Origin of the sequence: Marinomonas piezotolerans, assembly GCF_003362755.1 — a bacterium.
GTDB lineage: Bacteria > Pseudomonadota > Gammaproteobacteria > Pseudomonadales > Marinomonadaceae > Marinomonas > Marinomonas piezotolerans.
In genome coordinates this window covers 58281-81219 of record NZ_QKRA01000009.1, presented here as the reverse complement: position 1 = coordinate 81219, position 22939 = coordinate 58281, and the positions used below count along the sequence as shown (strand labels likewise).

The following is a 22939-nucleotide window of genomic DNA, read 5'->3' as shown; positions in this document are numbered from 1 at the left end:
TTGAGTGGGCTATTATTTATCTCGTTCCTTTTGTGATATTTGTACTGATGAGTGACTAGATATCTAGCGCCATTCTCAGTTCTTAGTGACGTTTTGTCACACAATATCTTTTTAGCCCAGCTTTGCTGGGCTTTTTTATTCCTATCAGTTGACGATTATTATTCCTTCCCTATAATAGCGCGTCACAAATTGTGATGAAGAGTTTGCGCCTGTAGCTCAGTCGGATAGAGCATCCGCCTTCTAAGCGGACGGTCAGGGGTTCGAATCCCTTCAGGCGCGCCACCTACTTTATTACATATTAATTTTTAGTCTTGTTGGCTGAGTTTTAAAGTAAGTCGTGATTCGTCGCGGCGGCGTCAACAAATGAAGCACGTTCCCAAGAGGAAGTTTTATGCAAGTTTCTGTAGAGACAACGTCTCCAATTGAACGCGTTCTTACTATTAGCGTTCCTGCTGCACGTATCGATGAAAAAGTTAGCTCAGAAGTAGCTAAAACAGCTAAGACTGTTCGTATTGATGGTTTCCGTAAAGGCAAGGTGCCCGTAAGCGTTGTTAAAAAGCGTTTTGGTCCAGGTATCCGTATGGAAGCTGTAGAGCAGATCATGCGTGATGCATACGTTGAAGCAATTCAAGCTGAGTCGATTCAGCCAGCAGGGATGCCTTCAATCGAACCAAAAAACATTGCTGAAGGCGCTGACCTTGAGTTTGTTGCTAAGGTAGAAGTTTACCCAACCATCGAGTTGGCTGATGCTTCAGGAATTGAAGTAAAACGTGTTATTTCAGAAGTGACTGAAGCTGATGTTGACACGATGCTTGAAACGCTTCGTAAGCAAAATGCCGATTGGGTCTCAGTTGACCGCGAAGCGAAAGACGGCGATCAAGTGACCATCGACTTCGAAGGCTTCCTAGGTGATGAGGCATTTGAAGGTGGTGCGGCTCAAGGTCATAAGTTGGTGATTGGCTCTAATACTATGATTCCAGGTTTTGAGTCAGGCGTAGAAGGTATTAAAGCGGGTGAAGAACGTACAATTACTGTCAACTTCCCTGAAGAATATCAAGCTGAGCATTTGGCTGGTAAAGAAGCGACATTTAAAATCACTGCTCATGCAGTCGAAGAGCAAGAGCTTCCAGAGCTGAATGATGAGTTTGCTGGTAAGTTTGGTATGGAAGACGCAACGCTTGCTGGTCTTCGTACTGAAGTTCAAAAAAACATGGAGCGTGAGCTTAATCAAGCGGTTAAAGCAAAATTGAAAAACTCTTTGTTTGATCAATTGGTTGCGCTTAACCCAGTAGAAGTACCTTCTGCTTTGGTTGATCAGGAAGTAGATGGTCTTCGTAAACAAGCAGCACAGCAGTTCGGTGGGGCGGAAGGTTTTGACGCGTCTCAGTTGCCGGCTGAGTTGTTTTCTGAAGAAGCGACTAAGCGTGCAAAATTGGGTCTTTTGATTTCAGAAGTGATCCAAACGAACGAATTGAAAGTAGAAGATGACAGAGTTCGTGCGTTCTTAGAAGAAATGGCTCAGGCATACCAAGAACCACAGCAAGTTGTTGAGTACTACTTGAATAACAAAGAGCAGTTAGCTCAAGTTCAATCTGCTGTACTTGAAGAGCAAGTTGTTGATAAACTGCTTGAAAGCGCGAAGATTACTGAAGTAACGTTAAGTTACGAAGACGCTATTAAGCCAGACGCTCCTGCTGCAAACGCAGAAGAGAGTGAAGAAGCATAAGCTAAGCTTATAATTCTCACGGGGCCGGTATAGCGAAAGTTATACCGGCCCTTTTGTTTTTAAGGAATAGGATATGAATTTGATGACCCCTACAACTGGCCCTGTCGCGATTACTAGTAATGGCCTTGTACCGATGGTGATTGAGCAAACTGCTCGCGGTGAGCGCTCTTTTGATATTTACTCTCGCCTATTGAAGGAACGTGTGATTTTCTTAGTGGGTCAAGTGGAAGATCATATGGCAAACTTAGTCGTTGCTCAGCTCTTGTTTTTAGAGTCAGAGAACCCAGATAAAGATATCCACCTGTACATTAACTCACCTGGTGGGTCGGTGACAGCAGGTATGTCGATATACGACACAATGCAGTTTATTAAGCCAGACGTTAGTACTATGTGTATTGGTCAAGCAGCGAGCATGGGTGCATTGTTATTGACTGCTGGCGCGGAGGGTAAACGGTATTGTTTGCCCAACTCGCGCGTGATGATACATCAGCCGTTAGGCGGCTATCAGGGGCAAGCCTCTGATATAGAGATACATACACGAGAGATTCTAGGTATTAAGAATCGATTGAACGAAATTATTGCTCATCATACTGGGCAACCAATAGACAAAGTAGCTCAGGATACGGATCGTGACAATTTCATGAGCCCTCAAGCCGCTAAAGATTACGGCTTGATAGACGATATCTTAGAGAAACGCGAAGTATAAATTTAAGGGTGGACGTGAATGTCTGATGATAAATACAGCCGAGGTGACCACTCTGACAGGTTGCTGTACTGCTCTTTTTGCGGAAAGAGCCAAGATGAAGTTAAGAAGCTAATTGCTGGACCGTCGGTCTACATTTGTAATGAGTGTGTTGATTTATGCAACAATATCATCACACAAGAATTGTTACAGGGAGAAGGCGAGCCAGAAAAAAGTGATGAGTTGCCTACACCTGCTAAATTAGCTGCTGCGTTAGACGATTATGTTATAGGTCAGGACCGAGCTAAGAAAGTGTTAGCGGTAGCAGTCTATAATCATTACAAGCGTTTGCGCCATCAGGGTACCGCTAACCGAGAGATAGAGCTTGGTAAGAGTAATATTCTGCTAATTGGTCCTACTGGTAGCGGTAAAACGCTTCTCGCTCAGACGCTTGCACGAGTGCTAGATGTACCTTTCACTATTGCAGATGCGACGACGTTAACTGAGGCTGGTTATGTCGGTGAAGATGTCGAAAACATCATTCAAAAATTACTACAGAATTGTGATTACGATGTTGATAAAGCGCAGCGCGGAATCGTCTATATTGACGAAATTGATAAGATATCTCGTAAGTCCGACAATCCTTCGATCACTCGAGATGTATCAGGTGAGGGCGTGCAGCAAGCGCTGTTGAAGCTTATAGAGGGTACGGTTGCATCTGTGCCTCCTCAAGGAGGACGTAAGCATCCGCAGCAAGAATTCGTTCAAGTTGATACGTCAAACATACTATTCATTTGCGGTGGCGCATTTGCAGGATTGGAGCGAGTCATTAGCGATCGTACCGAGAAAAGTAGTATTGGTTTCAGTGCAACTGTGAAGAGTAAGGACGAAGGTAAATCTTTCTCTGAATCCGTGCACCAAGTTGAAACAGAAGATTTAGTCAAATTTGGTCTGATTCCTGAGTTTGTTGGTCGTTTGCCGGTTGTGGCGACGTTGTCAGAGCTTGATGAAGAAGCGTTAATGACGATCTTAAGCCAACCTAAAAATGCGTTAACAAAGCAATATCAGCATCTGTTTGAGCTTGAGGGCGTTGAGCTTGAGTTTACCGAAGATTCCCTTCGAGAGGCCGCCCATCTGGCCTTAGAACGTAAGACAGGGGCTCGGGGTCTGCGAAGCATTTTAGAATCGTCACTATTAGATTGCATGTACGATTTACCAAATCGCACTGACGTTGCTAAAGTGGTTATGGATGGACCTTCCATCCGAGGTGATTCAGCGCCATTGATGGTTCTTGAAAAAGAGCTTAAAGATGGCTCAAACGGCTAGTAAATGTTCGATAGTCTACCGAACGACATAGATCGCTCGGTAGACTTTCCCTTTCTTTTTATTAATTCCCATTAAACTGTCTATACGCGCTTGTATTTTTGTCGTCGCGACCCTATCTCTAATTTAATCCTATTAAGTCACACGTCATCAGAAGAACGATGATGTCCAAATTGGAAGATATTATGTCTGATTCAGTATTTTTGCCTATGTTACCGCTGCGGGATGTTGTTGTTTACCCGCATATGGTGCTGCCGCTGTTTGTAGGAAGGAAGAAATCTATTGCTGCGCTAGAGTCGGCAATGGAAGGTGATAAGTTAGTTTTTTTAGTGGCGCAACAAGATGCGTCGAAAGATGATCCAAAACAAGAAGATTTGTACGGTGTTGGTACAGTTGCCAAAGTAATACAGATGCTTCGTCTCCCTGATGGCACAGTCAAGGTCCTAGTTGAGGGGCAGTATCGCGCTGAGGTCCAAAAGGTTCAAGATGTGGAAGAGTGGGTTTCTGCTTCTGTTGAAGAACTGCCAGAAGCGCAGGATGATGAATCTGAATATCCTGCCATCCGCCATGCTTTGATTAAACAGCTAGATGAGTATGTCGCTGGCAGCAAGAGAATTCCTAGTGAAGTTGTGACATCACTGAAGTCTATTGACGATTTATCTAAGTTGATTGACTCCATTGCTGGGCATATGAGTCTTAAGTTGGAAGACAAGCAGCAAGCTCTAGAGTTAAGCTCGTTGATAGAACGAGGCGAGCACCTGATTGGCTTGATGGACGGTGAACTGGATATCGCTCATTTAGAGAAAAGTATTCGTAGCCGTGTAAAGAAACAGATGGAAAAGAGCCAGCGTGAGTACTACTTGAATGAGCAGATGAAGGCCATTCAAAAAGAGCTAGGCGACATGGATGAAGGCAGCAATGAGCTAGACATTCTTCAGGAGAAGATTACAGACGCTAAGATGACTGCTGAGGCAACGGAAAAAGCGGAGGCGGAGCTCAAAAAACTTAAAATGATGTCACCGATGTCTGCAGAAGCGACGGTTGTTCGCGGCTATATAGACTGGCTAATATCATTACCGTGGGCAAAGCGTTCGAAGGTGCGAAATGATTTGGCATACGCGGAAAAAGTGCTGAATGAAGACCATTACGGATTAGATGATGTCAAAGAGCGAATTCTCGAGTTCTTAGCCGTTCAGCAGCGAGTTAAAAAAGTTAAAGGGCCTGTGTTGTGCTTGGTAGGTCCACCAGGTGTTGGTAAGACTTCTCTAGGTCAGTCCATTGCCCGTGCGGTAAATCGTAAGTATGTACGCATGGCATTGGGTGGAGTAAGGGATGAATCTGAAATACGCGGTCATCGTCGTACCTATATTGGTTCTATGCCAGGTAAACTGATTCAGAAATTGGCGAAAGTCAAAGTTAAGAACCCTCTATTTTTGTTGGACGAAATTGACAAAATGGGCATGGATCAGCGAGGGGATCCAGCGTCAGCTCTGTTGGAAGTGTTAGATCCGGAACAAAATCACACATTTAATGACCATTACTTAGAAGTCGACTACGACTTATCTGATGTCATGTTTATTTGTACTTCCAATAGTATGAATATCCCGGGTCCTCTATTGGATCGTATGGAAGTGATTCGTATTCCGGGTTACACCGAAGATGAAAAACTAAATATTGCTAAGCGTTATTTGTTACCAAAACAGATTAAGCAAAGCGGGCTGAAAGAAAAAGAAATCGATGTTTCTGATGAAGCATTGATGGATGTCATTCGTTACTACACGAAAGAAGCTGGCGTTCGAGGTTTGGAGCGTGAATTAAGTAAAGTTTGTCGAAGAGTTGTTAAGCAGCAGGCACTGAGCAAAAACAATGACGCGGTCGATGTGTCCTCTGATAATTTAGAGGATTTTTGTGGAGTTCGTAAGTTTAGTTATGGCAAAGCAGAAGACAACAATCAAATTGGCCAAGTAACTGGATTGGCTTGGACCTCTGTTGGAGGTGAGCTGCTTACGATAGAGGCAGCTGGAGTTCCTGGTAAAGGACGACACGTTAAAACAGGTTCTCTTGGTGATGTGATGCAAGAATCTATTCAGGCCGCTCTCACGGTCGTTAGAAGCCGCTCAGCTGGTTTAGGTATCGCAGATGATTTCCATGAGAAGGTCGATCTGCATTTGCACGTCCCAGAAGGTGCAACGCCAAAAGATGGCCCGAGTGCCGGTATTGCAATGTGTACCGCTATTGTATCGGTGCTTGCAAAGGTTCCGGTGAAAGCGTCAGTTGCTATGACAGGAGAGATAACGCTTCGGGGTGAGGTGTTGCCGATCGGTGGTTTGAAGGAGAAATTACTGGCCGCTCATCGCGGCGGAATAAAAACGGTATTGATCCCCCAAGAAAACTCTAGAGATTTGAAAGAAATTCCAGACAACATTAAGGCTGATCTTGAAATTATTCCTGTAAAATGGATTGATGAAGTGCTTGATGTGGCTTTAGAGTACGTTCCTTCACCAAAAAGTGCAGAAACTGTGTCTGGAAAGGAAAAAACTGTTGATGAACAAGAATCTGTAAGTCATCATTAGTTCAAACCCTGTGTTGACAGGGTCTAGGAAGGGCTTGTATAAATGCTCATCTTTGTTGGCCGTTTTGCTCATTGGCCAGATTAAGAAACATTATGGAACCACGAAATTACTGAAGGGGTAGAACGTGAATAAATCAGAATTGATTGATGCAATTGCCACGTCCGCAGATTTGTCTAAAGCAGCGGCAAGCAATGCGCTAGATGCAACTTTGACTGCAATTGAAGAAGCTCTTGCAAAAGGCGACCAAGTTACTCTAGTTGGTTTTGGCACATTCGCTGTTAAAGAGCGTGCGGCGCGTACTGGTCGTAACCCTCAAACAGGTGAAGAGATTCAAATTAAAGCTGCTAAGGTTCCTAGCTTCAAAGCCGGTAAAGGCCTAAAAGACGCAGTAAACTAATGATTATGGAGCGGTAGTTCAGTTGGTTAGAATACCTGCCTGTCACGCAGGGGGTCGCGGGTTCGAGTCCCGTCCGTTCCGCCATTAGAGCAAAGAGGTGTGTTCCCAGCGGAATGCACCTTTTTTGTTTTTCACAATATAGTTTTAGGGTATAGGCAAGATGCTCCAGGATATAAGAGACAAGTCACAAGGTATAGTTGTCAAAGTAATCATCGGGGTTGTGATTGTGACGTTTGCTCTATTTGGTGTTGAGGCGCTAGTTCAGAGCTTCACATCGACAGACACCGTAGCCGAAGTAGACGGGAAAGAAATTACCCGTACACAACTTATGCAAACCGCTGAGACACAGCGTCGTCAATTGATTTCCATGATGGGCGGACAAATCGATCCAGCAATGCTTGAAGAGAGTGCATTGCAGCGCCGCGCACTTGAAGAGTTGATTCAGCGAGCGGTAATGACCAATCAGGCTCAAGCGCTTAATCTAGGTGTGTCTGATGCCCAAGTTGATGCGTATTTGCTACAAGCTGAGCAGTTCCAAACAGCAGGGCAGTTTGATCAAAATAAGTACCTAAATTTCATTCGCTCGTTAGGTTTTACGCCTTTAGCGTTTAAAGAGCGCATCAAGCAAGATGTTTTACTGCAGCAAGCGCGTAATGCTGTTGTTGGTACCGAGTTTGTACTTCCGAGTCAGGTCAACACCATTGTTACATTGCAGAATCAAAAACGCTCATTCGAGTATATTCGTTATTCATTAGCTGACAGAACGGAATCCGTATCGGTCACAGATTCCGAATTGCAAGCGTATTATGATGATCATAGTAACGATTTCACCACGCCTGAGCAGGTTAAGTTGGATTACGTTTTGATTTCTAGCGATGATCTGAAAGCGAGTGTTCAGGTATCTGAAGCAGAGTTACAAGAGGCATACCAAGCAACAGTTGCAGGGTTTGAGGGTGAAGAGCGTGAAGCTTCTCATATACTTATCGACACCTCGTCTCGCTCTGACGCAGACGCTGAGAAATTGCTAGCAGAGATTCAGCAGAAACTAGCTGACGGTGAGTCATTTGCTAAATTGGCCGAACAATACTCAGATGACTTAGGCTCCAAAGACAATGGTGGTGATCTAGGTTATGTGACGCGTGGCATTATGGTTGAGCCCTTTGAAGACAAGTTGTTTTCTATGAACGAGGGGGATGTTGGCGAAGTAAAAACTGAGTTTGGCTACCATCTTATTAAGCTTAATAAAGTTCATGAAACACAGGCGCCTACATTCGAGGAGCTGCGTGATGAGTTAACGGCGGAAGTTAAAGCTCAGAAAGCTAAAGATAAGCTTCTAGATGAACACGAAAACATAACAGACCTAGCGTATGCCAGTGATCGATTAGATGCGCTTGCCAATGAGTATGGTGTTTCTATCTTGACAACGGATTACTTTGGTAGAGATGGTGGGTTAGACGATGTCTCCGGAGCTCCTGCGGTGATTGCTGCGGCTTACAGCCCAACTGTTTTGCAGGATAATCAAAACAGTGATTTGATCGAATTGAGTGATGACGAAGTTGTAGTCGTTCATTTGAATGATCATAAAGATGAAGCGAAGCAGTCTTTCGAAGAGGCTCGTGAAGCGATCACTTCTATTGTTGTTCAGCAAAAGGCGCTGGAGCAACTAAACAAAGAAGCGAGTCAAGCTATTGCCACAGGAGAGGGCAATTGGGTAAGTGTTGAGCTTGCTGAGCGCGGTCAAGATGACGTAGCGGGTGTTGCGTTCACATTACCTCATCCTCAGGGGACTGATGCTGTTACTTCGGTTGAGGATGCGCCAAATGGTGATGTGTTAGCACTTCGATTGACTCAAGTAATAGAGGGCGATTCTGAAGTTAGTGAGTCTCAAAAGGACATTTACTATAATTACTTGTCTCAGACGTTGTCTAACATGACGCTTACTGCTCAACAAGCAACAGTACGTAATAATGCAGAGATAGAGAGAAACTAATATCAGCATTATTAGCTAAGTATAAAAAAACCACGCTATAGCGTGGTTTTTTTATACTTCATACTTGCATGGGATGATTAAGGTGTTAAAGCCTCAAGGAAGCCAATTGCAGGGACGAAGAATGTGCTACCTGACGATGCTTGAGTATACTTCATTAGGTGGTCTGCTCTGCCTTGTTCGTCACCTTCAATCATGCTCTGTAACATCAAATCGAAAATAGTGGGAGTGCGCGAATAAGCTGCGAACACTAAGCCTTGTTCTTGCAAGTCGCCAAACGGCATGCTGTGGCGAAGAATTTCTAATGAGTTTCCATCATCATCTTTCAAAGAAGTGCGTTTTGTATGGGCGTGGGCCGATTTCTCTTCGCTAGCATATTCTTCATTATCGTATTTAGTTCGCCCATAAGTGTCTTCTTGCTCTTTTAAAGATAGAGCATTCCATTTTTGAAGGTCATGTCGAAATGTGATGTAGTTTAAGTAGGAGCCGTCTCGATACATGGGGTCCTCGTCACCGACTAGTGCAACGTCTTTTCTATCTTCCCCTTGTGGGTTTTCAGTCCCGTCTACGAATCCAGTAAAGTCTCGATTATCAATATACTTGAAGCAATTTGTCTGACCTTTAAGTGTGACGCTATCACCCATTGCTTGAAACAGCTTTAGCGCTAATATATGTGTCGCATCATGTCGTGTTGAACGAATGTGTAGAATGATGTCATGAGCTTCGTCTGTCACGCTTAGAAATGCTCCTTCAAAGCTCGGGAATTGTTTTAACTCTGCGGGCTTTGCTTGGAGTGTAATGCGCTCCCATGCATGTGCTGAAAATCCAATCGCTGCGTGTAGTTCGCAGCCTGGAAATTGCTTTTGGATTGAATGAATAATAGCAGGGCTATCAGATAGCACTTGGCGTAGCGTACCTTCCTCTCCATGTGTCGCATCCAGCAAAATAAAAGTTGCATCACTAGAAGGTTCCGCAATGATGCCTGTTTGATAGTTAATAGCCATAAATATGCTCCTAGAGTCCCTTAAAAATTAGGGTAAAGTGTTTTAAGTTGGCTCGCTTGGGAGGGCTTCTTTTGCCCTGTTGCGTATTCTTCAAGTGTATTGGCGAGCGCTTCTCCGTTCCATTGTGTTGAGGCGGTATCAGAGTACATCACCAGTTCTGCTTCCATTAGTAGTTGTGTCAACCTAGGGTTATTAGCAAGACGTTTTATATCTTCTACACCTCTTATGCTATCTGAGCCCCAACGGTGGCGCGCCCATTCTAATAAGTTGAGTCGCAAGGTACTTAGGTCGTTATTACGGCATCCATTTAACAGCTGATTAAATGCTGAGGATTCATCCTGTGAAGTAAGCGGAGCGAACTCTTGTAGCGTTGGCACTTGTTCGTCAGTCTCTGAACGTGGATGTTGACGTTGGCGCCTAAGCAAAATCAATAATCCCGTCGTACCCATCACGATCAGTGCAATGGCTAATATAGTAACCCAAGGTATAGGTGTACTCTGTTGGGTTTCTAGGACTACATTTAGTTTTGCTGGCTCTGCGTCTGAAGGAACTGACGGTTCTGTTACCTTGTTTGGTTTTTTTAGTGAGATGGGGGCAACCGGTTCAGAGGTTTTCTCATTATTATCGATGGTTTGGGAGGGCTCCGGTGTGGGCGTCTGTGGCGAGCTTGAAATTTCTGTAGCCGCTATACTTGGTAGAGCTGCAATCTCCATAGTATTGGTCATCGCAGATACGGATTTGACGGCGCGTTCTGTTGGATCCCAATATATCACTTCAACTTTCGGTAATGTGAGCGTTCCTGCTTCGGTTGGTACAACTTCTATATTGATCGACTCCCGCCCTGTGACCCCTGCTGAACTTTTACGGGTGTCGAACTTTGGCGGTGTAGGGTAGAGCTTGTAGGCGCGAGTGCTATCGAAGTTTATCGTTGGAAGTTGTTCCCCCAATACTCCATGAGCGGAAATATCAATGGTCCAGTTGAGAGTGTCGCCAACTCTTGGTGTGTCGAGGGACGTTGTGAGCTGTGACTTAATTGCTAATGCATCGGTTGGTAGCCAGTTAGTATTACCGTATGACGCAGGAATAGGCAGTACATCTAAGTCAATGGTCGAGCTTTTGACCGTAATTGCGCGCCGCCCAGAGCTAGTACTGAGTATAGCGTCGACTGTTTGGTTGTTAAGTTGTACTGAACCACTTCTCTGTGGAAAGGCAATGTATTCTCGTGTAAGGACTTGATAGGACGTTCCATTAATGTCCTCGTAACGAATTTGATCATCAGATAGGCGCTCTATTAGCAAGTTAGGGTGGTTCGGGGTAGAAAGTTTTGTGTTTTGTAACGGTGCCGCGCTGAAAAGCTCGAGTGTTAGTTTGACTTGTTGTTGTACATAAGGCTGTAAAGTATCGGTTTTAAATTCCAAACGAACCAAAGGGTTCCCATTGGTGTCGGTCATTTGTCGGGCAGGTTTGACCTCTAAGTAAAGAGGGTTTGAGGTTTCATTGCCAACTTTAATCGAGGGGATTTGAAAATTCCCTACCGCTTTTGGTTTGAGTGTAACGACCCAAAAACTCAGCGCTTTATTTGTCCCTAAGTTAAAGCTGAATTGGCTGTTTTGGCTCTGACTTAAAATATCAAAATCGCGTTTTAGCGGTGAAAAATCGGGTCCGGTACCGGTGTCGCTAAAATCCGCTCGAACTGTTAGTTGTACGATTTCATTTTCGGTGACCACGTTTTTGTTTAGCGCTGCGCTGACTTCATTGGCGTGAAGAGAGGTGGAGCCTAATAGCAGCAGTATCGCTAGAATCATTGCCAGTGTAGGGATTAAAGAGGCATTGAATAAGTGGCGCACTACCATGGTTGTATACCTTCTTCTTGGTTGTAGTGGTTTTCGTTTCGTCTCTCTTGATGGAGATACCAGAGTTTACGCTGTAACAGAGTACCTGGGTCGTCTTGTATTTGCCTAAGCCATTGATCTAATGCTTGCTGGTCTTCTTGGATAGACGAAGGAGTTGTCTCTTCTGGTTCGGATTGTTCAGAGGACTCGTTTTGATTATCCGTTTTTTCTGAATTCTTGTCTTGCTCTTGGTCCCCTCGTTGATCGCTATTTTCGGTTGATTGCGAAGGAGAGGGTTGATTGGAAGAGTCTTGGTCTGGTTTGTCATCACCATTTTGGTGTTCTGAGTCGCTCATTTTTTGTTTCAAATAGTCTAGGTTTTCTTGCGCTTCCTTAAAATTTGGCTTGAGCTCTAGTGCTCGTTCATACGTTTTAACCGCGCTCTCCAAATCACCACTAAGGGCCGTGGCATTCGCTAGATTGTAAAGCTCTTCGGGGCTACTTGCGATAGGTGCTAGCAATTCAGCCGCGCCTTGATAGTCTTGTGTGGCATATAGGCTTGCAGCCTTCCAATCTGGTTTTGTGAACAGATTAGCTGCGCGTTGCCAATCACCAATATTGACAGCCTCTTGCGCTTGCTGATCTTTGGTCTTGAACCAATCTAGCGGAGAGGCGTCGGCATGTTGATGCAGAAAAGGTAAAGCTAATAGTAAGCAAAAGATTACACGTGTTTTAAATTGCCACAATAGCCAAATTAGAAAAGGTAAGGCCAACCAATGCCCTTGCTCTTTCCACGTAATGCCAGAAACTTGAGTTCGTTCAACATTATCTTGGAAACCATTTGATTGCCCAATTCTGGCGATATCAGAACCACTTGATTCGTGAGTGAAGGCGTTTCCGCCGATCTCTTCAACCAAAGCTTTTATCTGGCTTACAGGAGTGGTTGGTATAACTGGCAGGTTATTTCGCCTCAAAGTCTCGCCATTTGGTAGAAGGATCTCAGCCCCTTTTTCCGTCCCTACGGTAATAACATCGATAGATATACTCTTTAGCGCCTGATTGTTGCGCAGATATTCCGCATCGGTTTGCGTTAGGTCATCCGTCAATACGACGAAATTGCTCTGAGTATCTGTTGTATCGAGTAGTGAAACAGCTAGGTCAAGACCGGTTGTCAAGCGACTACCGTAAAGTGGCATTATGACGGGGTCCAATGCAACGAGAAAGTGTATGAGCGTTTCTTTGTCCTGAGTGAACGGACTGATTACGTATGCATCGCCTGCAAATGCGACAAGCGCGATCTCACCCGAGATATCACTATTAATGATGTCTCTGAGCAATTGTTTAGCTTTGGTTAATCGATTAGGGCGTACGTCGGTTGCGTACAATGATAAAGACTGGTCGACAATAAAAACCGTTTTATGAGTGGAGTTATAAAGTTCTGTTTGTGTTTTGCTAACGCTGAAACCTGCCAAACCAATGATAAAAATTATTATGCAAGCTAAGCCGCCCCATCTGTTCATCACAGATTTACTATTTGTCGTTGTTAAATAAGGTATCAAGTGCGGTGCAACCACTTTTTTCAAATTTGTCGACGTTGAATTCAAATAAAACAGTGTGGTTAGTAAGGCGACGATCGGTATTAGCCACAACCACTCAGGTCGGTTAAAGTGAATGATTTCAAACAATGTCATACGGCGTTACTCTTGCGACGAAGCTTAACATTGCCACTTACTAGCATGGCTACGCCTAGTAGTATTAGTGATAGAAGGCCTAACCAGTGAAATAGACTGGTAACGGGACGCTGAAACACTTCTTCTGAGGGAGTAGGCTCTAGTTCATCAAGGGTGCGGTATATGGCGTGTAATTCATCTAAGCTTCGAGCACGGAAAAATTGCCCCCCTGTAAGTTCCGCGATATTAGTTAGTAATGCTTCATCCAAGTCACTTGAGGGATTGATCTCTTTCGGGCCAAAAAAGCCTTGAACAATCATTTTTTCAGCGCCAATCCCGATTGTATGAACGATGACATCCTCTTTGGCGGCAAAGTTAGCCGCTTGCAATGGACTAACGCGGCCAGCCGTATTGGCTCCGTCTGTCATCAATATGAGCACTTTTTTATCAGCGGGCTTATCTTCTAGACGTTTGATACCTAATCCAATTGCTTCACCAATCGCTGTTTGTTCACCTGCAAAGCCTATTTGAGTTTCTTGCACGAGTTGATTGATAGTATTGAGGTCAAAACTTAAGGGTGCTTGTAGGAAGGCCTTACTGCCGAAAACGATAATGCCAACGCGATCTCCACGACGTTCATTGATAAATTCTTCAAGAACATTTTTCGCCGCTTGTAAGCGGTTGATCGGCGTCTGATTAGACGTCATATCAGTGACTTGCATACTACCAGATAGGTCCAACGCAATGAGTAAGTCTCTTCCAGTTGGAGGAATTTTGGTAGGTTCACCTAGCCAAGTCGGTTGGGATATACCTAACACCAGTGAACACCAAGCTAGGGTGAGAGGTGTGGCGCTTAAATACCGCGAAAAACGAGCTTTTTTTCTGCTGCTATTTAATGACAAAACCCGACTAAAGCGCCAATAAATGGCTTCGCTTTGCTTTGAAGCGGTTTTGTTCATGAACAAAAGCAACATTGGAAGCGGGAGTAGGGCCAATATCCATGGCCATTGCAACTCAAGCATGGTGCTTCCTTATCCAAGTACGCGTAATCGTAACTATTTGCTGACGCTGCTCTGAGCTCAAGTTTGTATCAGGTCGGTAAAGACCGTGAGCTAAACAAGATGAAATTGAGCTGAAAGCATATTTTTTTGTCTTGGATTGTTGGTCTAGGCGGAGTAAGAGTGCTTCGGTTGGCAGGCTTGCTAAACTTTCTTTTTTTTCTGTAATCAGCGTACGTCGAATGGATTCTAAGCTCAATCTGATCAGCTCAGAGTCTGAGGTGTGTTCATCGATATTGATTAACAGTTTAAGGGCTTCGTGACGATACCGACGTGACGTATGTCGCTTATAAAACAACCAAGTGCTGACTAGTATGACACATATAAGCACTCCAAGAGTAAGCCAGAAGTGCCACGCAGGCGGCCACATAGCAATCTCTTTAGGTAAGATAAAAGATTCGTTAGGTAGCTCGATAGACGCGTTATTCATCATTGTATTATCCCTCTTGTTAGCAGCTGACGTGCTATTGATACTGGGGAATCATTAACATCAAAGACAAAGCGGCGAATACCCATTGAAGCGAGTGTTGCATCCAGCTCTTGTTGCTTTCGTTGATACTGCTTTGCAGTGGTTGCAATATCGTTGGCATGTAGCTCAGAAGTTAACAGCTTATTCTGTGCTTTCAGAGTGTAATTCCCTGGGGGGAGTTGAAACGTTTGATCATCCTCGACGGAAATCCAGACTACTCGATTGTGTTGTGCTAGTTGGACAAGTGCGTTATGTCCCGCATGGGTGATGTGAAGTTGATCGCTTAGAATGATAATGGAGCTACTTCTAATATTGTTGGGTATCTCAGCTTGAAAAGAGTACTCGCAAGAACCGCGGTTGGATACGTTAGTTAGCTTCGCCAATGAGTCGCTAAAAAACGCCCAGTCTTTGATTCTTTTTATTGTTGGTTGTCCCGACAGGCTTAGTCCAATTTGTTCGCGCTTAAATTGGCTGCGCCATCCGATGAGTGCGCCAACCTGAATTAAACGGGTGCTTAAAAATGTTGTGGAGGTGCCAAAATAGGCATTGTCCGATAAAGAAATACAGAGATGACTACTGTGCTCTTTTTCTTCTGTATACACACGTGTATGAGGGCTACCTGTGCGAGCGGTGATACGCCAATCCATGTGACGGACTTCGTCATTTGTATGGTAGGGGCGTACCTCATATAGCTCAACACCGTGCCCTTTTTGTTTGCTGAGCGATGCCCCAAGTCGTGTTTTTGGGGGCGCTGTATTGGTAGCCCTACCAAGAACTTTAGCGAGTGGCGCAAGAGCTCTGAGGTGAGATGCTGTAAGCTCGGGTGAAGCGGGGCTAATTAAGTCCTGCATAGGTCACAGCACCGGTACCTTATTTAAGATCATATTGATGATTTGTTCGACACTTTTATTTTGCGCAGCCGCCTGAAAAGAAAGTACGAGTCGATGCCTAAATACGGCATGGATAACCGATCTGACATCATCAGGCGTTACGTAGTCGCGGCCAGATATTAGTGCATGGGCGCGCGCGCAGCGGTCCAAAGCAAGTGTACCTCGAGGGCTGACGCCGTAATCGATTAATGATGCGAACTCATTGTTATCGTTAAAATATTTGTCAGGCTCTCTAGTGGCCATGACGAGGTGTACAATATATTGCTCTACTGATTCAGCCATATAAATGTTCAATGCTGCAGCTTGTAGCGCTAAAATATCGTTAGGTGTAGCGACAGGTGAGGGCCGTTTGGGGTCAGTATTCAAGTCGTTTTGCCGTACTAGTCTTAAAACATTCAATTCTGTTTCTGCATCGGGGTAATCCACCTCGATCTTCATAATAAAGCGATCTAATTGCGCTTCAGGAAGTGGATAAGTCCCTTCTTGTTCGATCGGGTTTTGTGTCGCGATGACGAAAAAAAGATCTGGAAGTGGGTAGGTGTTATTGCCCACCGTTACTTGCTTTTCAGCCATGGCTTCCAATAACGCAGATTGAACTTTCGCCGGCGCACGGTTTATCTCATCGGTGAGAATAATGTCGTGCATAATAGGGCCAGGAACAAAGCTAAAATCGCTCGTTTCTTGCTGAAAAATATCCGATCCTGTGACATCGCCAGGCAATAAATCAGGGGTGAACTGAATTCGTTGAAAGCTTGCGCATACGGCGCTTGATAGGGCTTTTGCAGCGGTTGTTTTCGCTATTCCCGGCGGACCTTCTAGAAGTACATGCCCTTTTGCAATCAGTCCAATTAGCAATTCGTTAAGTAAGGTCTCTTGACCAACGATAGACTGATTTAAATGCTCTTTAAGGCGGTTGATAACAGCTTCCATATAATCTTTGGCCTTTATACTTCTGTCAAATAATGAGTCGAGGCAATATAATACTCCTCATAATATCTAAGTTGAATCATGTACGACAAGCGTAGACAAGGTCATAGAGGAGTTTGAGTACACTAAATGGCTAAAATAATCATTGATGTCGACCTTTCTGCTCATCAATACAAAGAAATGTACCGTGGCACAAAAAAATATTTGGTCGCACAAAGCCGAGATGGGCGAAAAGTACAATTGCCACTGTCTGTATTTCAGCGTTTTGTCACACTCAAAGGCGTTTATGGTGTATTTGAAATTGAGTTTGATGAAAACCGAAAGCTGGTTGGCATAGAGAAAAAACATTAACATTACAACGAGTTACCATTAGGCAGCCCCATATGTATAACTTAGCACGTTCGCTATTATTTAAATTGGACCCTGAGGTCTCCCATGAATTGTCCCTTGATATGCTGGGAGCGTCTTCTCGGTTGGGGCTGACTTCTTTATTCAAGCATCACCAAGTAACACAGCCTGTAAACGTAATGGGACTAGATTTTCCCAATGCTGTAGGTTTGGCCGCAGGCTTGGACAAAAATGCAGATGCGTTTGAGGCGCTCGGTGCATTGGGGTTTGGCTTTGTTGAAGTGGGAACAGTCACGCCGAAAGGGCAGTCAGGGAATCCAAAACCAAGATTGTTTAGATTACCTGAGCACGAAGCCATTATTAATCGTATGGGGTTCAACAATAAGGGTATTGACCATATGTTGTCACGCATACGTCAGCACCGTTATAAAGGCATTTTGGGTGTTAATATTGGGAAGAATCTGACCACCTCTGTTGAAGACGCGGCGTCTGATTATCTGGCATGTTTAGAGAGCGTTATTCCTTTTGCGGATTATATTACCGCTAACATTAGTTCGCCAAATACTCCAGGGTTGCGAACGTTACAGTTTGGAGAGAGCTTAGCTGAGTTGATTCAGCCATTAGTTGAAGCAAAGAATCGTTATGCTCAGGAGAATGGCCGTGCGGTTCCTTTGGCTGTGAAAATAGCGCCAGACATGAGTGATGATGAAATTAAAATGGTGGCGGATACCTTGATGCAGCAAAATGTCGACGCCATCATTGCTACCAACACGACGTTATCACGAGACGCTGTAAAAGGTCATGTGCACGCTAGTGAGGCAGGAGGGTTGAGTGGAGCGCCAGTACGAGAAGCGTCCACTCATGTTGTACGTGTGTTGAGTGAGCATTTGCAGGGTGCGTTACCGATCATCGGTGTGGGTGGTATTCTATCGGGCTCGGATGCAGTTGAGAAACTGCAAGCAGGTGCTCAACTTGTTCAACTTTATTCTGGTTTTATCTATCGAGGTCCTGAATTAGTACAAGAAGCGGTTACAGCAACTGATGCGTACATCAAACAGGGCAATTTGGCGTAACATATAGCGAAAAAAGGCCAGCGATACTGGCCTTTTTTATAAGAATAAAGTGTTTACTGAGAAAAGTTGGCAGCTTTATAAGTGCCATCTACTGGGGTTAAACCATTCCACATGTCCTCTCGACCTTCTCGCCATCCAGCTAACCAATCAGGGCGTGCAGTTACGTGACATGTTTCAGAAAGACCTTTGGACCGACCTGCCATACCAGCTCGGTAGCCACGTACATAAGCTCTTTGATGAAGATCTCTTTTTTGTTTCTTCATTGAATCCTTCCTCTCAGTTCTCTTTTTTAAGGTGGACTGTAATAATTAGTAGAGGATAGGGGATTTGTCTAAAAACACTTTGCTCTAACATCATTCAAAAATTCACTAAAAAGTAATAAACATGACAAATATAGACGCGCCCACTCAAGTTAGTGACCCGCAAGACATTGCACTAGAGCTCACTTGTCCTATCGGACTAGAGAATATACTAGAGAAAGAACTACATGAGCTGGGGCTCACTAATACACGCCTAGGTGAGGCACAGGTCAAACTGAGTACTGACCTCAAAGGCATGTATCAAGCTTGTTTGTGGTCACGTGTAGCAACCCGTGTAATGATGCCATTGGCAACCTTCAAAGTGACTAATGCTGAAGAGTTATATCAAGGTGTTTCTGATATAGACTGGGCTGAACACATGACCTTCGACAATACTATTGCGATAGATTGCCATGGGACAAACAACGCGATTCGTAACTCTCAGTTTGGAGCCGTGAAAACAAAGGACGCGATTGCCGACTACTTTGTTAAGAAAACGGGACATCGTCCGAGTGTTGATAAGCAAGCGCCTGACTTGCGAATTGCCCTTAAAATTAAACGTGATAATGCAACGCTTAGCTTGGACCTGTCGGGCGAAAGTATGCATCGCCGTGGCTATCGTCAACAGGGCGCTATGGCGCCTTTAAAAGAGAACCTTGCAGCAGGCCTTCTGATGCGAGCTGGTTGGTCGAAAAACTCTAAATTCCAGCAATTGGTTGATCCTATGTGTGGTTCGGGAACATTTTTGGTCGAAGCCGCGCTGATTTCACTCAATATTGCTCCTGGTTCTCGACGTCAATATTGGGGTTTTAAAGGCTGGAAAAAACACGATCATCGCCTTTGGCAGCAACTCATGGATTTGGCTAAAAATGAGCGGATATCTCCAGAAGACTTAAATGTGCGGTTTCAGGGGACAGATCGAGAACAGAAAGCCATTGCGGCGGCGCGTGAAAATATTAAACGGGCCGGTTTGACAGGTATCATCGATGTGTCTATGTCAGCGTTTCAGACTCACGATTTCGACTGGTCATCACAGCCAAGCCTTATTATGGTCAACCCTCCTTATGGTGAGCGCTTAGGTGACGAAATGGCGCTGATTGCACTCTATCGACAGTTAGGCGATTGGGCGATCGCACATGCAGACCAAGGCGAATTGATGCTGTTAACCAGTAGTGAGAATTTGGCACGACAAATTCCAATTCGTCCAGAAAAAAATACTCGGGTATTGAACGGCGGTTTAGAGTGTCGAGCCTATCGTTTTCCTGTATTAGACAGTCATATAAAAGCGGGTAGTCGAGAGCAAATTGGTTTATCTCCTGGCGCGCAAATGGTTGCTAATCGATTGCAAAAAAATCTCAAAAAGCTCCGAAAGTGGTTACATAAAGAGCAAATATCGTGTTACCGAGTGTACGATGCAGATATGCCTGAATACGCTGTTGCGATTGATATTTATAATGATTGGGCGCATGTCCAAGAATACCAAGCGCCGAAGAGTGTGGATGAAAATAAAGCACAGCAACGTTTGTTTGAAGTGGTTAGTGCGATTCCAACTGCATTAGATATCCCAGAAACAAACGTGGTTGTTAAGCAGCGTTCGCGTCAATCAGGTAAGCAGCAATATGAGAAGGTGGACCACTCTCAGCATGAGATGGTTGTTTCAGAGTATGATTGCGATTTTATTGTTAATTTGAAGGACTACTTAGACACTGGGCTTTTTCTAGATCATCGTCCAGTGCGTAAGTTGATACAAGATCGTGCAAATGGTGTTCGTTTTCTGAATTTGTTTTGTTACACCGCTACCGCTTCTGTTCATGCAGGTCAAGGGGGAGCGAAAACGACGCTCAGCGTCGATATGTCAAACACTTATACTGAATGGGCTCGACGGAATATTGAGTTGAACGAGTTTTCCGAACGTGATCATAAAGTTGTTAGGGCTGATTGCTTCGAATGGTTGCGCCGCGCTCAGGATGAATACGATCTAATATTTATGGATCCCCCAACATTTTCTAATTCTAAAAAAATGGAAGGAGTGCTGGATATTCAGCGTGATCATGTTGATTTGATCGAGCTTGCGATGGCGCGGTTGAGTTCTTCAGGTGAGCTTATATTCTCAAACAATTACCGTCGCTTTGAGCTCGCAGATGAGTTGATTGAGCGTTACGACGTGACCAATGTCACTCACCAGTCTTTAGACCCAGATTTTGAGCGGAATCAAAAAATCCATCAATGCTGGGTGTTAAAACACAAGTAGAGTTTTGCGCCAACCATTACGTATAATTTGGTTAACTTGACCAAATAGTTGATTTAAATTGCCAACACGGAATAAGTAATACAAAAGATGAGTAAGACTTTTCGCTTAGTAATCAGTTGTCCAGATAAAGTCGGTATTGTTGCCGCGGTTAGCCAGTATCTTCACGAGCGCAATAGTTCTATCGTTGAAGCGAACCATCATACCGATGCAGAGCAGAAATGGTTTTTCATGCGACATGTTGTGGATGCAGAGAGTATGAGTGTTGATATTGACACATTTCGTAAAGAGTTCGCGGTCATTGCTGAGCAATATGAGATGGATTGGTATATCAATAGCAGTGATGAGCGCCCAAAAGTGATGCTAATGGCGACGAAAGAGTCCCATTGTTTAAATGATATTTTGCACCGTTGGCACACGCAAGAGTTACAATGCGACATTGTCGGTGTGATTGCCAATCATGAAGATCTACGATCTATGGTTGAGTGGTATAAAATTCCATATCACTGTATCAATGTACCAAAAGACGACAAAATGCCTGCGTTTCAGGCGATAGAGTCGGCCATTGACGAATCCGGTGCTGATACGATTGTGCTGGCGCGCTACATGCAGATATTTCCAGAGTACCTGTGTAATAAATACCGCTATCGTGTCATCAATATACACCACAGTTTTTTACCTTCATTTGTTGGAGCAAAACCCTACCATCAAGCTGCCGTAAGAGGGGTTAAGCTAATTGGTGCAACGTGCCACTACGTAACGGCGGATTTGGATGCAGGGCCCATCATTGAGCAAGATGTGATCCGTGTGCGCCATAGCCATTCTGCTACGGATATGGTGCGATTAGGCAAAGATATTGAGAAGCTAGTGTTGTCACGTGGTCTCCGTTACCATTTAGAAGACCGTGTTTTGGTACACGGTAATAAAACTGTTGTGTTTGCACAGTAATAATATCTCTCCTACCCTAATACTAAGAGGAGCTGTTAATTCGGCTCCTCTTATATTCAATAATATTTTGTTATTCATTTTTTTTACTATAGTTACCCCATCAAATAGAAAAATGGTTGGAAGGTGGCTCAATGAAATTGAAACTAACGCCGACTCAGAACCTTTGCGTAGGTTTTCTTGAGACAGGGTTTGAGCTTATTCAGGTTGATGATCAATATTATTTTGTAAAAGGTGATAGGCGTCAGAAGGTGCTTTCTAAAACGTTGGAAGCTTTAGTGACGAGGGGAGCACTCAAGCACACTCGCGAAGGAAAGTACGAATTAAGCGATGAGTTCAAGCAGCATCGTAAGCGAATGCGCTCACCAGTTGAGAGTAAGCACACTCGGCATTAATGCACGGTACGTGAGTCGGGCTATTGAAGTGTGTTTGAGCCCTTATTAAAAAGACTTCCAGTCGCTTGCTGTAGTGCTGCACTTGCATGGGGAGATCGCAGTTGCTCCCAGCATAGTTGGCGGGTACTAGATTGCTGAGTTAAATCCGTTGCAATTTGCTTGAAACCTAATAGGCCGTCTTCTCGGTGCGCTAATTTTTCTAAAATAATTCTTAATAATTGAGGCTGCTCTTTGATCCAATGAGGACATTTGGCGACCAGAGATGCAATTAATTCTAATTGTTCATCATTACAATGTGTAATATCACCCAATAGAGTAAAGAGAGGTATAAAAAGGGGTGCGGGAAAGTCATGACGTGATATTGCTCGCACTAAATGCGCGGCATCGTGGGCACTTGTGTGTGGCTCAGCTAGTAGGTCGCTGATCAAAGACACTAACGTGAGATCATGAACAGTGTGTTCTAGGGCATGGCTGAGAGGGTAGCGTACTTCATTTGGGGCGCACTTCAGCGATTTCACTAGCAAATCCTGCTGGCTTTCTTCTCTGTATCGAGCGGCAAAATCTGTTATTCCTTGGTACCCTAATATTCCCCATTGTTGCGCGTCAAGCAAGTTGCCCTGCTTCAAATAAGTCACTACGTCGTTGTAATAACTAGAGGCTGGGCGTTTTAAGTCTCTTGCGAGTATTGAGTGGAAATTGGCTAAGCGTTCTTGGTCTGGTTGAAATGCGTAGGGGTTGTCTTCGAGGGCTTCGTTAAACCCTTGTGCTTCCCCTTTGTGCATTATCTTGTCGACAATGGTCTTAATAAAGTGATCGCGGGTTCCTAAATTTAGGCAACCAGTTTCATCGAGAGGTAATCTAAGAAACCAGACGACGGGCTCACTGGATGTATCATTATGCGTTAGGACGCATGCGAGCCACGCATGCTGTCGGAATCCGTATGGGTATGGCTGCTGTTTTCGGTCAAATTGAATGACCTGCTGAGGTGTAATTTTAGTGATACGACGGCCCACATCGTAGAAGTATGGTTTACAGCCAACGGCCTCAAAAAGATCGCTTAAAGATTCAATGTTTTGCATAGGACTTAATGTCT

The 22939-nt window shown here is 44.3% G+C and carries 20 protein-coding genes and 2 tRNA genes; 13 read left to right on the top strand and 9 right to left on the bottom strand.

Annotated elements, in window-relative coordinates; genetic code table 11:
• The first annotated feature begins 205 nt into the window (after positions 1-205).
• From DN730_RS15785 to DN730_RS15750, 8 genes are all read left to right on the top strand, one after another.
• Positions 206-282 (top strand) — tRNA-Arg (locus DN730_RS15785).
• 109 nt (positions 283-391) lie between these two features.
• Entirely contained in the window at positions 392-1726 is a 1335-nt protein-coding gene (tig, locus tag DN730_RS15780; protein WP_115469115.1) for a trigger factor, read from the top strand.
• A gap of 73 nt (positions 1727-1799) precedes the next feature.
• Complete coding sequence (clpP, locus tag DN730_RS15775) at positions 1800-2432, top strand: ATP-dependent Clp endopeptidase proteolytic subunit ClpP (protein WP_115469114.1); 633 nt, start codon at positions 1800-1802, stop codon at positions 2430-2432.
• Between the two features lie 18 nt (positions 2433-2450).
• Positions 2451-3734 (top strand): ATP-dependent protease ATP-binding subunit ClpX, encoded by a 1284-nt coding sequence (clpX, locus tag DN730_RS15770; protein WP_115469113.1) that lies wholly within the window; start codon positions 2451-2453, stop codon positions 3732-3734.
• Between the two features lie 182 nt (positions 3735-3916).
• Positions 3917-6304 (top strand): endopeptidase La, encoded by a 2388-nt coding sequence (gene lon / locus DN730_RS15765; protein ID WP_115469160.1) that lies wholly within the window; start codon positions 3917-3919, stop codon positions 6302-6304.
• A 124-nt stretch (positions 6305-6428) separates the two neighbouring features.
• Positions 6429-6701 carry an HU family DNA-binding protein gene (locus DN730_RS15760; RefSeq protein WP_115469112.1) on the top strand — a complete coding sequence of 91 codons (273 nt, stop codon included), beginning with the start codon at positions 6429-6431 and terminating at the stop codon, positions 6699-6701.
• Positions 6702-6708: 7 nt separating this feature from the next.
• Positions 6709-6785, top strand: a tRNA-Asp gene (locus DN730_RS15755).
• A 76-nt stretch (positions 6786-6861) separates the two neighbouring features.
• A complete protein-coding gene (locus tag DN730_RS15750; protein ID WP_115469111.1) occupies positions 6862-8691 on the top strand; it encodes a SurA N-terminal domain-containing protein in 1830 nt (609 codons plus the stop codon).
• 77 nt (positions 8692-8768) lie between these two features.
• Here DN730_RS15750 and DN730_RS15745 read toward each other — a convergent pair whose 3' ends face one another.
• From DN730_RS15745 to DN730_RS15715, 7 genes are read right to left on the bottom strand one after another with little or no spacing between them, the layout of a single operon-like run.
• Positions 8769-9692, bottom strand: coding sequence for a Dyp-type peroxidase (locus DN730_RS15745; RefSeq protein ID WP_115469110.1), 924 nt, complete (start codon positions 9690-9692; stop codon positions 8769-8771).
• Positions 9693-9712: 20 nt separating this feature from the next.
• On the bottom strand, positions 9713-11545 hold the full coding sequence (locus DN730_RS15740) for a BatD family protein (RefSeq protein ID WP_115469109.1): 1833 nt from the start codon (positions 11543-11545) through the stop codon (positions 9713-9715).
• Complete coding sequence (locus DN730_RS15735) at positions 11539-13215, bottom strand: VWA domain-containing protein (RefSeq protein WP_115469108.1); 1677 nt, start codon at positions 13213-13215, stop codon at positions 11539-11541. Before DN730_RS15735 ends, DN730_RS15740 begins: the two co-directional genes overlap by 7 nt.
• Positions 13212-14216, bottom strand: coding sequence for a VWA domain-containing protein (locus DN730_RS15730; RefSeq protein WP_115469107.1), 1005 nt, complete (start codon positions 14214-14216; stop codon positions 13212-13214). Before DN730_RS15730 ends, DN730_RS15735 begins: the two co-directional genes overlap by 4 nt.
• Positions 14209-14685 carry a DUF4381 domain-containing protein gene (locus DN730_RS15725; protein ID WP_115469106.1) on the bottom strand — a complete coding sequence of 159 codons (477 nt, stop codon included), beginning with the start codon at positions 14683-14685 and terminating at the stop codon, positions 14209-14211. Before DN730_RS15725 ends, DN730_RS15730 begins: the two co-directional genes overlap by 8 nt.
• Entirely contained in the window at positions 14682-15572 is an 891-nt protein-coding gene (locus tag DN730_RS15720) for a DUF58 domain-containing protein (RefSeq protein WP_115469105.1), read from the bottom strand. Before DN730_RS15720 ends, DN730_RS15725 begins: the two co-directional genes overlap by 4 nt.
• Before the next feature lie 3 nt (positions 15573-15575).
• The gene (locus DN730_RS15715; RefSeq protein WP_115469104.1) at positions 15576-16541 is read right to left on the bottom strand and encodes an AAA family ATPase; all 966 of its coding nucleotides are present in this window, start codon (positions 16539-16541) and stop codon (positions 15576-15578) included.
• Positions 16542-16667: 126 nt separating this feature from the next.
• On the opposite strand from DN730_RS15715, the gene DN730_RS15710 reads away from it, so the two are divergent.
• Positions 16668-16889, top strand: coding sequence for a DUF2835 domain-containing protein (locus DN730_RS15710; RefSeq protein ID WP_115469103.1), 222 nt, complete (start codon positions 16668-16670; stop codon positions 16887-16889).
• A 32-nt stretch (positions 16890-16921) separates the two neighbouring features.
• Positions 16922-17959, top strand: coding sequence for a quinone-dependent dihydroorotate dehydrogenase (locus DN730_RS15705; protein WP_115469102.1), 1038 nt, complete (start codon positions 16922-16924; stop codon positions 17957-17959).
• 53 nt (positions 17960-18012) lie between these two features.
• On the opposite strand, the gene rmf is transcribed toward DN730_RS15705, so the two are convergent.
• Positions 18013-18222: a ribosome modulation factor gene (gene rmf, locus DN730_RS15700; protein WP_115469101.1), complete on the bottom strand. Its 210-nt coding sequence runs from the start codon at positions 18220-18222 to the stop codon at positions 18013-18015.
• A 121-nt stretch (positions 18223-18343) separates the two neighbouring features.
• Between rmf and rlmKL the strand changes: the two genes are divergently transcribed.
• The 3 genes from rlmKL (at position 18344) to DN730_RS15685 (ending at position 21846) form a co-directional block, all read left to right on the top strand.
• Entirely contained in the window at positions 18344-20509 is a 2166-nt protein-coding gene (gene rlmKL / locus DN730_RS15695; protein WP_115469100.1) for a bifunctional 23S rRNA (guanine(2069)-N(7))-methyltransferase RlmK/23S rRNA (guanine(2445)-N(2))-methyltransferase RlmL, read from the top strand.
• Between the two features lie 87 nt (positions 20510-20596).
• Entirely contained in the window at positions 20597-21454 is an 858-nt protein-coding gene (gene purU, locus DN730_RS15690; protein ID WP_115469099.1) for a formyltetrahydrofolate deformylase, read from the top strand.
• Positions 21455-21585: 131 nt separating this feature from the next.
• Positions 21586-21846, top strand: a complete 261-nt coding sequence (locus DN730_RS15685; protein ID WP_115469098.1) for a formyltetrahydrofolate deformylase — start codon at positions 21586-21588, stop codon at positions 21844-21846.
• Between the two features lie 20 nt (positions 21847-21866).
• Here DN730_RS15685 and DN730_RS15680 read toward each other — a convergent pair whose 3' ends face one another.
• On the bottom strand, positions 21867-22925 hold the full coding sequence (locus DN730_RS15680; protein WP_115469097.1) for a DUF3549 family protein: 1059 nt from the start codon (positions 22923-22925) through the stop codon (positions 21867-21869).
• Positions 22926-22939 lie beyond the last annotated feature (14 nt).

Bases quoted from the DNA above. Each gene is read 5' to 3' on its own strand.
- rmf (WP_115469101.1), bottom strand. From the start codon at position 18,222: ATGAAGAAACAAAAAAGAGATCTTCATCAAAGAGCTTATGTACGTGGC.
- DN730_RS15715 (WP_115469104.1), bottom strand. From the start codon at position 16,541: ATGGAAGCTGTTATCAACCGCCTTAAAGAGCATTTAAATCAGTCTATC.
- DN730_RS15730 (WP_115469107.1), bottom strand. From the start codon at position 14,216: ATGCTTGAGTTGCAATGGCCATGGATATTGGCCCTACTCCCGCTTCCA.
- rlmKL (WP_115469100.1), top strand. From the start codon at position 18,344: ATGACAAATATAGACGCGCCCACTCAAGTTAGTGACCCGCAAGACATT.
- DN730_RS15685 (WP_115469098.1), top strand. From the start codon at position 21,586: ATGAAATTGAAACTAACGCCGACTCAGAACCTTTGCGTAGGTTTTCTT.
- lon (WP_115469160.1), top strand. From the start codon at position 3,917: ATGTCTGATTCAGTATTTTTGCCTATGTTACCGCTGCGGGATGTTGTT.
- DN730_RS15680 (WP_115469097.1), bottom strand. From the start codon at position 22,925: ATGCAAAACATTGAATCTTTAAGCGATCTTTTTGAGGCCGTTGGCTGT.
- DN730_RS15750 (WP_115469111.1), top strand. From the start codon at position 6,862: ATGCTCCAGGATATAAGAGACAAGTCACAAGGTATAGTTGTCAAAGTA.
- DN730_RS15725 (WP_115469106.1), bottom strand. From the start codon at position 14,685: ATGATGAATAACGCGTCTATCGAGCTACCTAACGAATCTTTTATCTTA.
- tig (WP_115469115.1), top strand. From the start codon at position 392: ATGCAAGTTTCTGTAGAGACAACGTCTCCAATTGAACGCGTTCTTACT.
- purU (WP_115469099.1), top strand. From the start codon at position 20,597: ATGAGTAAGACTTTTCGCTTAGTAATCAGTTGTCCAGATAAAGTCGGT.
- clpP (WP_115469114.1), top strand. From the start codon at position 1,800: ATGAATTTGATGACCCCTACAACTGGCCCTGTCGCGATTACTAGTAAT.
- DN730_RS15745 (WP_115469110.1), bottom strand. From the start codon at position 9,692: ATGGCTATTAACTATCAAACAGGCATCATTGCGGAACCTTCTAGTGAT.
- DN730_RS15720 (WP_115469105.1), bottom strand. From the start codon at position 15,572: ATGCAGGACTTAATTAGCCCCGCTTCACCCGAGCTTACAGCATCTCAC.
- DN730_RS15740 (WP_115469109.1), bottom strand. From the start codon at position 11,545: ATGGTAGTGCGCCACTTATTCAATGCCTCTTTAATCCCTACACTGGCA.
- DN730_RS15735 (WP_115469108.1), bottom strand. From the start codon at position 13,215: ATGACATTGTTTGAAATCATTCACTTTAACCGACCTGAGTGGTTGTGG.
- DN730_RS15705 (WP_115469102.1), top strand. From the start codon at position 16,922: ATGTATAACTTAGCACGTTCGCTATTATTTAAATTGGACCCTGAGGTC.
- DN730_RS15710 (WP_115469103.1), top strand. From the start codon at position 16,668: ATGGCTAAAATAATCATTGATGTCGACCTTTCTGCTCATCAATACAAA.
- clpX (WP_115469113.1), top strand. From the start codon at position 2,451: ATGTCTGATGATAAATACAGCCGAGGTGACCACTCTGACAGGTTGCTG.